Source organism: Kocuria marina (assembly GCF_000786655.1).
In the GTDB taxonomy this organism is placed as follows: domain Bacteria; phylum Actinomycetota; class Actinomycetes; order Actinomycetales; family Micrococcaceae; genus Kocuria; species Kocuria marina_A.
This window is the reverse complement of sequence record NZ_JROM01000001.1, coordinates 1-13,833: the sequence shown is the minus strand read 5'-3', so window position 1 is coordinate 13,833 and position 13,833 is coordinate 1. Positions and strand designations below refer to the sequence as shown.

General features: G+C 68.5%; 13 protein-coding genes, 1 pseudogene and 1 riboswitch. Of the genes and pseudogenes, 10 read left to right on the top strand and 4 right to left on the bottom strand.

All coding sequences use genetic code 11. The features are described from left to right. Positions 1 to 158: 158 nt before the first annotated feature. Positions 159 to 371, top strand: a pseudogene (locus AS25_RS13985) (integrase core domain-containing protein); the annotation flags it as partial. 138 nt (positions 372 to 509) lie between these two features. Further along, positions 510 to 668, top strand: a complete 159-nt coding sequence (locus tag AS25_RS13980) for a zinc transporter permease (protein WP_075872999.1) — start codon at positions 510 to 512, stop codon at positions 666 to 668. Positions 669 to 857: 189 nt separating this feature from the next. On the opposite strand, the gene AS25_RS00060 is transcribed toward AS25_RS13980, so the two are convergent. Beyond that, on the bottom strand, positions 858 to 1,733 hold the full coding sequence (locus tag AS25_RS00060; RefSeq protein WP_035959078.1) for a F510_1955 family glycosylhydrolase: 876 nt from the start codon (positions 1,731 to 1,733) through the stop codon (positions 858 to 860). A gap of 160 nt (positions 1,734 to 1,893) precedes the next feature. On the opposite strand from AS25_RS00060, the gene AS25_RS00055 reads away from it, so the two are divergent. The 5 genes from AS25_RS00055 to AS25_RS00035 all read left to right on the top strand — a co-directional run bounded on the left by AS25_RS00055 (position 1,894) and on the right by AS25_RS00035 (position 7,193). Further along, positions 1,894 to 2,595 carry a response regulator transcription factor gene (locus tag AS25_RS00055; RefSeq protein WP_035959071.1) on the top strand — a complete coding sequence of 234 codons (702 nt, stop codon included), beginning with the start codon at positions 1,894 to 1,896 and terminating at the stop codon, positions 2,593 to 2,595. Further along, complete coding sequence (locus tag AS25_RS00050; protein ID WP_035959068.1) at positions 2,592 to 3,737, top strand: sensor histidine kinase; 1,146 nt, start codon at positions 2,592 to 2,594, stop codon at positions 3,735 to 3,737. The genes AS25_RS00055 and AS25_RS00050 overlap by 4 nt, the downstream gene beginning before the upstream one ends. 97 nt (positions 3,738 to 3,834) lie before the next feature. Continuing rightward, the gene (locus AS25_RS15420; protein ID WP_084117908.1) at positions 3,835 to 4,164 is read left to right on the top strand and encodes a heavy-metal-associated domain-containing protein; all 330 of its coding nucleotides are present in this window, start codon (positions 3,835 to 3,837) and stop codon (positions 4,162 to 4,164) included. A 274-nt stretch (positions 4,165 to 4,438) separates the two neighbouring features. Then, positions 4,439 to 6,469, top strand: a complete 2,031-nt coding sequence (locus tag AS25_RS00040; RefSeq protein ID WP_216594088.1) for a copper-translocating P-type ATPase — start codon at positions 4,439 to 4,441, stop codon at positions 6,467 to 6,469. Between the two features lie 43 nt (positions 6,470 to 6,512). Beyond that, the gene (locus AS25_RS00035; RefSeq protein ID WP_035959054.1) at positions 6,513 to 7,193 is read left to right on the top strand and encodes a DUF305 domain-containing protein; all 681 of its coding nucleotides are present in this window, start codon (positions 6,513 to 6,515) and stop codon (positions 7,191 to 7,193) included. A gap of 113 nt (positions 7,194 to 7,306) precedes the next feature. Here the strand turns inward: AS25_RS00035 and AS25_RS00030 are convergent, their stop codons facing one another. Together AS25_RS00030 and AS25_RS00025 are read right to left on the bottom strand one after the other, a co-directional pair. Next, entirely contained in the window at positions 7,307 to 8,014 is a 708-nt protein-coding gene (locus tag AS25_RS00030) for a DUF305 domain-containing protein (RefSeq protein WP_035959050.1), read from the bottom strand. Positions 8,015 to 8,428: 414 nt separating this feature from the next. Beyond that, complete coding sequence (locus tag AS25_RS00025) at positions 8,429 to 8,839, bottom strand: four-helix bundle copper-binding protein (RefSeq protein WP_035959046.1); 411 nt, start codon at positions 8,837 to 8,839, stop codon at positions 8,429 to 8,431. 597 nt (positions 8,840 to 9,436) lie between these two features. After that, positions 9,437 to 9,628, top strand: a riboswitch (cyclic di-AMP (ydaO/yuaA leader). 6 nt (positions 9,629 to 9,634) lie between these two features. Here AS25_RS00025 and AS25_RS00020 point away from each other — a divergent pair. From AS25_RS00020 to AS25_RS00010, 3 genes are all read left to right on the top strand, one after another. After that, positions 9,635 to 10,288 (top strand): C40 family peptidase, encoded by a 654-nt coding sequence (locus AS25_RS00020; RefSeq protein ID WP_035959043.1) that lies wholly within the window; start codon positions 9,635 to 9,637, stop codon positions 10,286 to 10,288. 274 nt (positions 10,289 to 10,562) lie between these two features. Then, positions 10,563 to 11,459 (top strand): C40 family peptidase, encoded by an 897-nt coding sequence (locus AS25_RS00015; RefSeq protein WP_035959039.1) that lies wholly within the window; start codon positions 10,563 to 10,565, stop codon positions 11,457 to 11,459. 1,162 nt (positions 11,460 to 12,621) lie between these two features. Next, positions 12,622 to 13,167: a response regulator transcription factor gene (locus AS25_RS00010; protein ID WP_172644381.1), complete on the top strand. Its 546-nt coding sequence runs from the start codon at positions 12,622 to 12,624 to the stop codon at positions 13,165 to 13,167. Here AS25_RS00010 and AS25_RS00005 read toward each other — a convergent pair. Next, positions 13,150 to 13,833 (bottom strand): IS3 family transposase (locus AS25_RS00005; protein WP_052160571.1); only part of this gene is annotated, 684 nt, incomplete at its 5' end. The two genes, AS25_RS00010 and AS25_RS00005, sit on opposite strands and share 18 nt — an antisense overlap.

The following is a 13,833-nucleotide window of genomic DNA, read 5'->3' as shown; positions in this document are numbered from 1 at the left end:
AGGGCCCCGTCGGTGATGTGAGGTCTCAGGCCATGACGGGACGCACGCGTCGCCCAGCGAGGGGCTCGTCCATGGTGACCTCGCGAAGCGGAGGATGTCGCCGGTGGCGCAGCGAGGGCGAGAGGCCTGGCCACGGGTGACCTCGCCGAAGTGAAGGCGAGGATGCCGAGAGCAGGCTCCGCGACGAGTGCCTGAACATCAACAGCTTCTACTCGCTGCTCCACGCCCAGGTCGTGATCGGCGACTGGAAGACCGAATACAACCACGACCGCCGGCATTCATCGCTCGGCTACCTCGCACCCGTCGACTACGCTCGGCAATGCACCCATCAATCGGAAACCGACGACTCGCACAGCGACCGGACCGAATGAAGGGGGCGGCCCACCGTGCATTTGGGGCGGGTCGATTTTCGCCTTGGTGGTCCCGTAGAAGCATTGCCAGAGGCTGATGCCGGTGCTCCACTGGAACAACGGGCCTGTTCTGGGCTCGTTCGACCAAGGGGGATCATCATGGCTGGTCATGACAAGCAGGCCGAGCACACCAAGGCGGAGCATACCCACGGTGAGAATTGTGGGCACGAGACCGTGGAGCACGGTGATCATGTGGACTATCTCCACGACGGTCACCGGCATGCGGAGCATGAGGACCACTACGACGAGTGCGCGTAGCCTGCCCCTGGCATCCTTCAAGAGGCCCCTCTTCTGTGCAGGGGTCTCTTGCTCTGCACCGACCAACGGTTGAGGGATAGTCCTTGCCGCCCTGCTCTGGGCGCGCACATCAACGGGTGTGCTGTGCGACCGCTTGGGACGAGGACAGGGCAGGGACACCCGCCCACGAGCTGGTGGGTGCGAACCGGGTCAGAGCAGCTGTTCGGTGGTGTTCCCGCCGTCGGTGCTCCGCAGAACGGTGCTGTCGGCCACCATTAGAACCTCGATCTCACCGTCCGCGGTGATGCTTGCGCCCAGGGCGGTGATCTCCCCGACCGGCTGGTCGCTGGCGGTCCAGGTGTCCCCGGCGTCTGTGCTGGTCAGCAGGTGTCCATCGATTCCCGCCCCGACGATGGTATTCTCCTCGGCCCAGGCGATCAGGGATATCAGCTGCGGGGTGTCCAGGGTGTTCCAGGTGGCGCCGTTGTCGGTGGAGCGCAGGACCCCGTCCTGGGTGGTGGCCAGGATGATACCTGTGTCCGGGTTGATTGCCAGGGCTGCCGGGGCGGAGGGGATCTCGAGAATGTCCCAGGTGCGGCCGTTGGAGCTGGCGCGCAGTTGGCCGTCGAAGCCGAGCACCCCGGTCGGGCCGGCGGCCAAGGCGTGGAAGTCCGATTCTCCGCCCCGGGAGAGCACCTGCCAGGTCTGGCCCTGATCGGTGGATTCGATCAACCCGACCGGCTCGGGCAGGTCGGTGCCGGGCCCGGGGTGGCCCGAGGCCAGATAACGGCCCTCGGGGGTGACGGTGAAGCCCATCAGGTCCACGACCGGACCCATCTGGGTCAGTTCCCCATCCTGCAGGTGGAACAGGCCCTCATGGGTGGCCAGCAGGATCGTCCCTGCCCCGGCCCCGCCTCCGGTCACCGTGTCGCGGGTGATGGCGTGCACGTGGGTGATCGCCGTCCCGGGGCTGCTCGCTTCGGCCGGTGCCGGGGTCTGCGCCGGGGACGCACAGGCTGCCAGGGCGCCGGTACCGAGGAGGCCGAGGCCGCCGAGGACCAGGCTTCTGCGGGTGAGGAGGTTCATGGGTCCTTTCCGCCTCGCGTTACCTCGCGAGGACCACCCCCCCATTGTCGATCGCCCGGGAAGGGGGCCTGCGGCGTTTTCCTTGAAGGTTTGGCGAAGATTCCCGCTGGGACCAGCCATCAGCGCCGGTGCGTGCCGGGTCGAGAGGGACACTGAAGGCATGAATCCTGGCATCGATGCGGTGGCCGGATGGGTGCTGGTGGTCGACGACGAGAAGCCACTGGCCCAGATGATCGCCACTTATCTCACCCGCGCCGGCTATGACGTGGCCACCGCCCACACCGGGCCGGAGGCGGTGGAGGCCGCCCGCGCTCAGGCTCCGGACGTGGTGGTGTTGGACCTGGGATTACCCGGGCTGGACGGGATCGAGGTGTGCCGCAGGATCCGGGGTTCTTCCGAGTGCTATGTGCTGATGCTCACCGCCCGCGGGGACGAAGACGACAAGTTGGCCGGACTGGCCGCCGGGGCCGATGACTACATCACCAAGCCCTTCAGCGTGCGCGAGCTCGTCGCCCGGGTGGCTGCGGTGCTGCGCCGTCCGCGCACCACCGTGACCGCGGTGGAGCCGGCCCGGGTGTTCGGGGCGTTGAGCATCGACCTCACCGCCCACCAAGCGCGGATAGACGGTGAGCCGGTGGCCTTGACCCGCACCGAGTTCGAACTGCTGGCCGCCCTCACCGCCCGCCCGCACCAGGCCCTCACCCGCAGACAGCTCATCGACACCGTGTGGGGTCCGGCCTGGGTGGGTGATGAACGGATCGTGGATGTGCACATCGGTCACCTGCGCCGGAAACTCGGCGAGGACAAGGCCACCTTCATCGACACCGTGCGCGGGGTCGGCTACCGGATGGTGACCCGGTGAGGGGCCAGCGGCGCAATCGAGGGTTGGCTTCCCGGTTCTTCCTGGCCCAGGTCATCGTGGTGGCCGCCAGCATCCTCGCCGCTGTGGTCGTGGCCTCTTTGGTCGGCCCGCCGATCTTCCATGAGCACCTGATCATGGCCGGGCACGCGGAGAACTCCCCGGAACTGTTCCATGTCGAGCAGGCCTACCGCGACACCAACCTGATCATCCTGGGCGCAGCCCTGGGTACCGCCGCGGTGTGCGCGGCGGCGGTGACCTGGTTCTTCACCCGCCGCCTCCAACGGCCCCTGGGCGCCCTCACCGCCGCCGCCCAGGGCATGGCCCGCGGGCGCTACGACACCCGGGTCCCCGCCCTGGGCGCCGGAGCCGAGGTGGACGCGGTGGCCACCTCGTTCAACACCATGGCCACCCGGCTGCAGCGCACCGAGGACACCCGCCGGCGGATGCTCTCGGACCTGGCGCACGAGATGCGCACCCCGATCTCGGTGCTCTCCGTCTACTGCGAAGCTCTCCAGGACGGGGTGACGCACTGGGACGAGGCCACCGGGGCGCTGATGACCGACCAGCTAGCGCGCCTGACCCGGCTGGTCGAGGACATCCACGACGTCTCCCGGGCCGAGGAGGGCCGGATCGAGCTGGACTGCTCTCCACACCCTGTCGAGGAGCTGCTGCACACCGCGGTCGAGGCCCACCGGGAGGCCTACGCCGCCAAGGGCGTGCACCTGGTGCTCGACGCCGGCGACGTCGGCAGGGTCGTGGAGGTGGACCGGCAGCGGATCGGTCAGGTGCTGGGCAACCTGCTCACCAACGCCCTGCGCCACACCCCACCCGGTGGCACGGTCACCGTGGGTGCCACCGCTCACGGCCCGCACCGGCTCGCCCTGAGCGTGGCCGACACCGGCGACGGGATCACCGCCGAACATCTGCCCCAGGTCTTCGAGCGTTTTTGGCGCGGAGACACCGCCCGGGACCGCGATCACGGCGGCTCCGGGATCGGGCTGACCATCTCCCGGGCCCTGGTCGAAGCCCACGGCGGCACGCTGAGCGTCACCTCCTCCGGGTCCGGGGCCGGATCGGTCTTCACCATGGAGCTCCCCCGTCCCACCCGGCACCGCACCCGTGAAGCCAGGGCCACCGCATGACCCCACCCCCTTGCACCATACCCCTAGGGGGTATATACCTGGGGGTGATGAGACCGTTCCCGACCCTCACCACCCGAACCGATCGAAAGAGCTTGAGATGACGAACTCGACCCGCTCCCCGTTGCCGATGGCCTCCACCGGATGCGCCTGCTGCGCCCCGACCCCGGCGACCAACCACACCGTCCCTGCGGCTGGGACGACTTCGGCCGGATCAACCGCGACCTACCAGGTGGAGGGGATGACCTGCGGCCACTGCGCCAGCAGCGTCACCGAGGAGCTCACCACCGTGGACGGGGTGAGCGAGGTGCACATCGACCTGGTGGCCGGGGGGATCTCCACGGTCACCGTCACCGCCGATCGGGCGCTGTCCGTGGAAGCGGTTCGCGCGGCCGTGGAGGCCGCCGGCTACACCCTCGTCAGCGCCTGACGAGCCCCATGACTATTTCGGCCCCTCTGCAGGGCCTGCGCGGAAGGAGCACATCATGAGCACCCCGCACCACCACGACCATCCCCGCCCCGCCGTCCCGGGCCACGAGCACCCCGGCCACGGCCCGGAGCAGCCCCTGGACCACCACAGCCACGGGCGCCACGCCGACGCCGACACCCACGGGCAGGCCATGCCCGCCGATCACCCCCACTCGGGCTTCGATGAGGATCACGTGGTCCACGCCCACGGGGAGCACGCCGGGCATTCCACGGCGATGTTCAAGAACAAGTTCTGGCTCAGTCTCGTACTGGCGGTCCCCGTGGTGATTTTCAGCCCCATGGTCGGGCACCTGCTGGGCTACCACATACCCCAATTCCCCGGCTCTGCCTGGATCCCGCCCGTGCTGGGCACGATCATTTTCTTCTATGGTGGGATGCCGTTCCTCAAAGGTGGGCTCACCGAGCTGAAGTCCCGCCAGCCCGGGATGATGCTGCTCATTGCCATGGCCATCACGGTGGCCTTCCTCGCCTCCTGGGTGACGACCCTGGGGATCGGCGGCTTTGACCTGGACTTCTGGTGGGAGCTGGCCCTGCTGGTGGTGATCATGCTGCTGGGCCACTGGATGGAGATGCGCGCCCTGGGCGCGGCCTCCTCCGCCCTGGACGCCCTGGCCGCCTTGCTGCCCGATGAGGCCGAGAAGGTCCTCGACGGTGAGACCGTCACCGTTGCGATTCATCAGCTGGCCGTGGGCGATGTGGTCCTGGTGCGCTCCGGGGCCCGGGTGCCCGCTGATGGGACGATCATCGGCGGGTCGGCCGAGTTCGACGAGTCCATGATCACCGGGGAGTCGAAGGCCGTCTCTCGCACGGTGGGCGAGGCGGTCGTGGCCGGCACCGTGGCCACCGACAACACGGTGCGGGTGCGCGTGGAAGCGGTCGGGTCCGACACGGCCCTGGCCGGGATCCAGCGCATGGTCGCCGACGCCCAGGCCTCCTCGTCCCGAGCCCAGGCCCTGGCCGATCGGGCGGCGGCCTGGTTGTTCTGGTTCGCCTTGGTCGCCGGGCTGCTGACCGCCATCGCCTGGACTCTGCTGGGTCAGCCCGATGATGCGGTGGTGCGCACCGTGACGGTCCTGGTGATCGCCTGCCCGCACGCCCTGGGGCTGGCCATCCCGCTGGTCATCGCCCTCTCCACCGAACGCGCCGCAAAGGCCGGGGTGCTGATCAAGAACCGGATGGCGCTGGAGCGGATGCGCACCATCGACGTGGTCCTGTTCGACAAGACCGGCACCCTCACCGAGGGCGCCCACGCGGTCACCGGCGCTGCCGCTGTGCCCGGAACCTCTGAGGGAGAGCTGCTGGCCTTCGCGGCCGCTGCGGAGGCCGACAGCGAGCATCCGGTGGCTCGAGCCATCGTGCAGGCGGCCACCGCCCACCCCGAAGCCACTCGCCTGGGCCTGCGCGGCACCGACTTCCAATCGGCCACTGGCCGTGGAGTGCGCGCGAGCGTGGATGGCGCCGAGGTGATGGTGGGCGGACCGAACATGCTGCGCGAACTGGGCCTGTCCACCCCCGCCATGATCGCCGCTGCCACCCGGGAGTGGACCGACCGCGGGGCCGGGGTCCTGCACGTGCTGCGCGAGGGCACCGTCATCGGTGCCCTGGCCCTGGAGGACCAGGTGCGCCCCGAGTCCCGCGCGGCCGTCCGAGCCTTGCAGGACCGCGGGGTGAAGGTCGCCATGATCACCGGCGACGCCCGCCAGGTCGCCGACGCCGTGGGCGCCGACCTGGGCATCGACGAGGTCTTCGCCGAGGTCCTCCCGCAGGACAAGGACAGCAAGGTCACCGAACTGCAGTCCCGCGGGCTGACCGTGGCGATGGTCGGCGACGGCGTCAACGACGCCCCGGCCCTGGCCCGCGCCGAGGTCGGCATCGCCATCGGCGCCGGCACCGACGTGGCCATGGAGTCCGCCGGGGTGGTCCTGGCCGGCAACGACCCCCGCGCCGTGCTGTCGATGATCGACCTCTCCCGCGCCAGCTACACCAAGATGATCCAGAACCTGGTGTGGGCCACCGGCTACAACATCATCGCCGTGCCCCTGGCCGCCGGCGTCCTCGCCCCGGCCGGGATCGTGCTGTCCCCGGCCGTCGGGGCGGTGCTGATGTCGGTCTCCACCATTGTCGTCGCCCTCAACGCCCAGCTGCTGCGCCGCCTGGACCTGGACCCAGCGCACCTGGCGGCCACCGATGCCGAGGACCGGGCTGCCGCCCTATCGAAGCGGCCCGCGACGGCCCCCACCCACTGACCCACCGATTTCCCACCCCTCCACAAAGCAAAGGACTGAACCCATGAAGCGTTCGACCACCCTGACCACTCTGGCCCTGGCCTCTGCCCTGGCCCTGGCCGGCTGCGGCACCAGCGGCGAAGAGACCGCCGGTGAGGCACCGGAGACCACCACATCCGCGGCGGCCGGTACCGGGAGCACGGACACCGCCACGGCCACTCCTTCCACGTCCGCCCAGGCGGTCACGGAGGAGCACAACGACGCGGACACGATGTTCGCCCAGATGATGATTCCCCACCACGAGCAGGCCGTTCAGATGAGCGAGGTGATGCTCGCCAAGGACGATCTCGACCCGGACATCGAGGCGTTGGCCAACAAGATCGTCGCCGCCCAAGGCCCGGAGATCGACCAGCTCAAGACCATGCTCGAGACCTGGGGGGAGCCCACCTCGATGGAGTCCGGTGGTATGGAGGGCATGGACCACGGCTCCGATTCCGGTGCAGGCATGGAGGGCATGATGACCGAGGAGCAGATGCAGGAGTTGGAGGCCGCCGAGGGCACCGAGGCCGCCGAGATGTACCTGACCATGATGACCGCCCACCACCGCGGGGCCATCGACATGGCCCAGGAGGAAGTCGCCGAGGGTCAGAATCCGCAGGCCATCGAGATGGCTCAGAAGGTGATTGAGGACCAGGAAGCGGAGATCCAGGAAATGGAGCGTCTGCTGCAGCAGATCCAGGGCTGATATCTGCGGGTTCGCCTCGATCAGGCCTCCACTGTGCGCCCGTGGCCGGTGGCAACCGGTGGGCCATGAGCTCAGTCCTCCGTGAGGCCAGCGCCTCGGTGCTGGCCCGGTTCTTAGCCGCGGCCGGCGAGCCAGGTGCGGAAATCGGCGACCTGGGCCTGCTGGGTGGTGATCCCCGCGGCGGCTGCCACCCGCAGCTGGGCGTGCGGGGCCCGGGACTGCGGCTCCAGGAGCTCGATGATCCCGGCCTGGTGGTGCGGAATCATCTTCTGCACGAAGGCGACATCGAAGTCCTCACCGGCCTCCACGGCCGAGAGTTCCTCGATCATCGTCTGGGTTTCCTCCTCCAGGACCTTCATCTCTTCCTGGGCTTCCTCGGGGGCTTGGGCCATGGCCTCCTCGGGAGTCAGCCCGTACCACTCCTCCAACCACCGGGTGAACTGCTCGATCTGGTGCTGCTGGTTGGCGATGATGTTCTCCGCGTGCGTGCGGATGTCCGGGCTGACCCCGCGCTCGAGCTCCAGTTCGGACATCTCGATCGCGGCCTGGTGATGCGGAATGATTTCGGCCAGGAAGGTGATTTCCAGCTGCTCGCCCTCCAGCCCGGCCAGGGTCTCACCGAAGTCGTAGGCGGTCGGGGAGGTCGGATCCGGCTGGAGCATCTCCACCGTGGACGGGTCCTGGGCGGGGGACGCGACCGGGGTACTCCCCGGCCCGTGGGCCAGGGCCGGAGCGGTGGCCCCGCCCAGCAGGGCGGTCGCAAGAACAACGGTGGAGGCGGCGGCCGTAGTGCGGCGGCCAAGGAACTGGGTGGAACGCATGATGATGTCTCTTTTCCACGATGAAGAAGCTCGACCCCGATGTGCCGGCCTCGGCAATCCGCCCGTGCCCGACGTGCGCCCAAGCCGCGCGGGTAGAGCTGTACTGAACAGGGAGCGGGGGAAGAGGAAACCCGCCTCCGGGCGGGCCCGATCAGCCCATCAGGATCCTCTTTCACCGACGGAGACCCGTCACGGGTATCCGCCGGTCAGCGTCTGAGCCTGTAGAAAAGGCCAAGTTCCCGCGGAAGCCGCTCTCCACGGAACCCCCGGTAGGGGGCCATCACCCAGGCGGCGGGTGCGTCATGGCGGTGGCCCCCTCCGCAGAGGAGATCCGGCCCGTGACGCCGATCCCGGTGGCCACGGGTGTCCTCACCGCCCCCGCCGCCCGGGTGATGGGTCTGTGGGAGGCGAGACTCAGCCCAGGGAGGCGACCAGTTCGGCGCAGGCGGCCTCGCACCGCCGGCAGGCCTCGGCACAGATCCGGCAGTGCTCGTGCATGGACGCGTGCTGCTCGCACTCATCTGCACACGCCTTGCAGGCCATCTGGCAGGCCTTGATCGCATCCAAGGTGATGTTCGCGTCGTAGCCGGTGTGCCGCGAGAGCACACGTCCGGTGGCCTCGCACAGGTCCGCGCAGTCGAGGTTGGTGCGGATGCACTTGGTCAGCTCGGCGACCATGTCCTCGGACAGGCAGGCATCCGCGCAGGCGGTACAGGTCTGGGCGCACTGGAAACAGGCCTGGATACAGGCGGCCAGCTTCTCCTTGTCCACCCCGCCGAGGTCCTTCGGGTAGGTCTCCAGCATCGCGCTCACGTGATGGGTCATGGCTTGCTCCTTCGTCGGTTCAACAGGAGACGAACCGGCCGGAGCCAGCCCGCCATACCATCGACAGTAAACTGCCTTTTCCGTGTGGCGCGCCCCAAATTCTTGAAGATTTGATGAAGATCCAGGCCGCAGTGGCGCACAGCGCTACTCCCTCGGGCGGCCTTCTCCGCCGGGGATCCGGGCAATTATGGATTTTTCATGAAGAAATCGCGCTGCGCGGCCCAGAACGGCATCCCCGAAACTTCTCAATCTGAAGGAAAGCTCAAGGAATCCTCAAAGTCTTCTCCGTGCCACCCCTCGTGATACTGAAGGCCGCCCACGACCCCAAACCCCCTCGCCCTGGGGGGTGGTGTCCATGCAGGGCCGTGCACTGACGCCATTTCCCCTAGTCAAACGGCATTGGATGCGACGCCAGTCGTGATGCGGAGCCACAGGAGCGACGAACCCACGGCTTCTGGGCCGGGCCTTTTCAGAGTCGGCAGCCCAAGCTTTCAGACCCGGCCGAAGAAAGAATCCGGGCCGTGATCTAAACGTGACACTTTCGTTATGAGTGGGCTACTGTCCACTGCGTGCCGCTGATTGATCCGGTCGGCGCCCTCGTGCACATCGCCGAATTCTGCCGGTGCTCGGGGTTCCTGAAGAGAAATCGCTTGGCAGAAGCGGGGGAACCATTTTCGGTCCTGGGGTCCGGGACCTAGGGGTTAAGTCACCCGGAACGCATGCGTCCGGGGCGGCCGGGTGTCTCCCACCCGCATCCGACAGCTCACCTCGTAGGCAAAGGGAGGAACACACCCCATGACCATTTTTAAGCGCCGTACTGCCCGCCACCGCGCCGAGACCACCTCGCCCCTGGTGCGTACCACCACGGTCGCGGCTGCCGCAGGTGCGGCAGTGATCGGCTCCATCGCCCCGGCTCAGGCCTACGCCGAGGTCCCGACGGACACCGCCACTGCCTACTCGGCCCCCGCGTCCGCTCTGGCGGCCTACTCTTCGACAGCCCCCCGGGCCGTCGTTGCCCCCCAGGCCGTCTCCCCCCAGGCCTCGGCGGCTCCTGAGCAGAGCGCTTCGACCGCGACGGTGTCCACCCAGTCGACGGAGATCACCGAGATCACCGGCGCGTCCGGGATTGTGGGCACCGCGATGCAGGGCGCCGGCACCGGCTACGTCTGGGGCGGGACCGCCTTCGGCGCCTGGGACTGCTCCGGATTCACGAAGTGGGCCTACGCCCAGAACGGCATCGAGATCCCCCGCACCAGCTTCCAGCAGATCGCCGCGGCCACCCCCACGACCAACCCGCAGCCCGGAGACCTCGTCTCCCAGAACGGCGGGGCCCACATCGGCATCTACATCGGCGGGGGCAAAATGATCTCCGCCCTGAACCCCGCCCAGGGCACCTTCGTCCACTCCGTCAACGCCATGCCGGTGGACGGGTACTACACCTACCGCTGACCCGGTGCGCCCTCCGCAACGGCCTGAGTCGCTGCGGAGGGCCCCGGTTGTTGCAGCTGCTGATCCAGGGAATTCCTGCCTCGCGAGTGAGTTTTTCCTCCCCTGCAGACACCACACCGTTCCTCCACTTCTCCGCCGTGCGCGGTGCTCCTGATCCGGGGCCCGCTCTGCCGGACCCCGCGACATCTTGCGCCCCCGAGCGGGGTGCTCCGTGCTGTCACCGCACCGTTCCGGCAGATCCGCCCGGCCCGCCAGAAAGCCTGCACAACTCCTCATGACTCGTGACCTGACCTCCCCCAACGGCATCACCTCCCTCCTCACCGGCAAGGCCCGCACCGTGGCCGCCGTCGCCGCCTTCTCCGGGCTGGCCCTGGCCACCACCGTCTCGGTGCAGGCCACCCCGGCCCCGGATGCCTCCGCTGAGGCTCCGCTGTCGGCCGTCGCTGCCGCCACCCCCACCGCAGCGCCCACCCCGTCCCTGGAGCCGGTCGCCCACGTGACCACAGCCGAGAAGCAGACCGACCAGAAGACCGAGCAGAAGCTCGATGTTCCGGCCGTTGTGGCACCCGGTGGGGCCGTTCCGGCGCCGGCCGCCACGCCCGTTTCGGCCAACGCACCGGCCAACACACTCGCCGCGAAGCCAGTTGTCCAAGAAGCAGCTATTCAAGAACCAGTCGTCCAGACGGTCCCGGAGCCTGTCACCGAGCCTGCCCCGGTGGCGGTTCCCGCCCGGGAACCAGCCGCGCAGGCTGGCCCGAGGACCGCCGTCGCTTCTGCCCCAAAGCCAGCTACGCCGGCCGCTCCGTCCGCTGAGCGCACGGTCACCTCGCTGAGCTCGCCCTCCGGCAAGAGCGCGACCATCGCCTCCGCTGCCATGGGACAACTAGGCATCGGTCAAGACTGCACCGCAGCGGTGAGCAACGCCCTGCGGGCGGCCGGGATCAACTTCCGCGGGTGGCCGGCTGATTACTTCACGCTCGGCACCCGGGTCTCCGCCGGCCAGGCCCAGCCCGGCGATCTCGTCTACTACGCCGATGGCGGCATGGGCACAGCCCACATCGGCGTCTACATCGGCGGCGGCAAGGCCGTCCACGGCGGCTGGAACGGTGGCAGCACCGTCGTCGACAGCGTCAACGTGGGCACCGGCCCGGTCTACATCCGCGTGCGCTGACCGCACGCAAACACCGATTCCGGGTGCGCGGTTCCTGGCCGGCCAGACAGGTTCCGCGCCCCCGGGATCCACGCCTGGGGGCACTTTTAGGTATCAAGGCAGCCGGCCGTTGTCGTGCCGGCATCCCGGGTGCATCCCACTGGAGTTGTCTGCGCTCAACCGCCTTGATGTCGACGATGACCCCATTCGATGTAGAGCTGGGAAGGCTGCGGTGTTCTTCGGATGACAAGACCCGGCACAGTCCCTGACCACCCTCCAGCGGCCAACGCCCTCAGCTCCGATGACCCTGGAGAAGTCGGCCCCTCGTTGAAGGGGGGCGGGCCGGAATCCGGGGCGGGATGCACCGGGAACCGTTGGCGTGGCGACGTTGCGAGATGCCGCCCCGCCGTTGGACGCCGTTTTCCCGGGCAGCGTGCATGAATAACTCATATCCTTCCGGCTCTGCCGCAGACTGGGCTTCAGGACAGGTCCACCGCGCCCACCAACGCAGATTTGCGGTCGATGGCCGCGGGGCAGGCTGTGGCGCCGTTCCATGGCCAGGCTTTTGCTCCTGCCCGGCTCTGACCGGTGGGACCACGGCCGGATGCCCTCGTCCTGACCGATGTGTGGCGGAAGGAGCGATATGTGCACCTGGACGGTGGCAGCGGCACTGAGAACCTCCGTCCATGTGGAAGGTTCCGTGACCCCGTCCCTGGTGCCGGCCCTCGCGGTCCACGACGGTGTCGGACGCGACGGCCCAGGAGGCGTTTGTCTCACCATGCACATGGAGGCAGGTACCAGCGCTACGTCCCATGTCGCGGCGCTGTCCGCTCTGGCGACCGATGTACTGCCGTGGGTGGCCGGAGCAGAGCTAATGGATCTATGGGTGTCTGCCCACGCGCAGCGTTCGCTGGATCTCAGGGCACTCCTTCCCGGCCAGCCCACCACGACCTCCCGGCATCACCCTGCCCCTACTCCTGGTCTCCGGCTGTGTCCGCGTGAACGAGGCCGGGGTGCTTCCGGCCCGCGGGCTGAGAAGCCCGAGGCGCCGGATCCATGACGTCACCGGCACCAGGGCCGGGCGAGACGTCTCGTCACCGGCACGTCGGCCATACTGCACCGGCCGGACCACCTCACGCCCGGAGCCGCACGCACGGCCCCACCCACTGATCAAGGAGCCCCCATGCCCACGCCCCCGACCGGCCGGATCCTGGTGGTCGATGACGAGACCGACCTGGCGCAGCTCGTGGCGGAGTATCTGCGCAAGGCCGGGTTGGAGGTCGCCGTGCGTCACGACGGCACCGAAGCCGTAGCAGCGGTGCGCGATTTCACCCCGGACGTGCTGGTGCTGGATCTGGGGTTGCCGGGGATCGATGGCATCGAGGTGTGCCGCCAGGTGCGGGTATTCTCGGACTGTTACGTGCTGATGCTCACGGCCCGCGATGACGAGGTGGACAAGATCGTGGGTCTGTCCGTGGGCGCTGACGACTACGTGACCAAGCCGTTCAGCCCGCGTGAGCTCGTGGCCCGGGTCCAAGCCATGTTGCGTCGGGCCCGCACGGGAGGCGCCGCATCCGCTGCTGGCTCCCGGTCAGCTCAGCAAGCCCTGGTGATCGGGGAGCTGGTGGTGGACGAGGACTCCCGTCAGGTGCATCTGGCCGGGGAACCGGTGGCGTTGACGCGGATCGAGTTCGACTGTCCCGTGACGGGTTCAGTGGAGGCTTGGTAGTGCCGCTCCGGCGGTCGCCGGGGCGGTGTGGTGACGATAGTAGGCGTCTTCGAACTCGATCGGGGGCACGAGCCCGATCTCTCCGTGCAGGCGCCGGTGATTGAACCAGTCGACGTACTCGGCCACCGCGATCTCCAGGTCGTCGATCGACTTCCAGGGGCCCTTGTTGCGGATCAGTTCGGCCTTGAACAGCGAGTTGAACGCCTCAGCGAGGGCATTGTCGTACGAATCGCCGGTGGATCCCACCGAGGCCACCGCCCCCGCCTCGGCCAGGCGCTGGGTGTAGCGCACGGCGACATACTGAACGCCTTTGTCGCTGTGATGGACCACACCGCTGGTGTCATGGCCGTCGTGGGAGCGGGTCCACAACCCCATCTCGAGAGCGTCCAGAGCCAGGTCCGTGCGCAACGAGGTCGACAGCTGCCACCCCACCACCCGCCGGGAGAACACATCGATGACGAAGGCGGCGTAGACCCAGCCGGCGAACGTTCTGCAATACGTGATGTCGGCGACCCACAGCCGGTCCGGGGCAGCGGCGGTGAAAGATCGTTCCACCAGGTCCGGGCGGGTCTCCGGTCCGGTGCCGGCCACCGTGGTGCGCGGGCCCTTGGCGCGAATGATCCCGCGCAGACCCGCCGCCCTCATGAGCCGGTGAACCGTGCACCG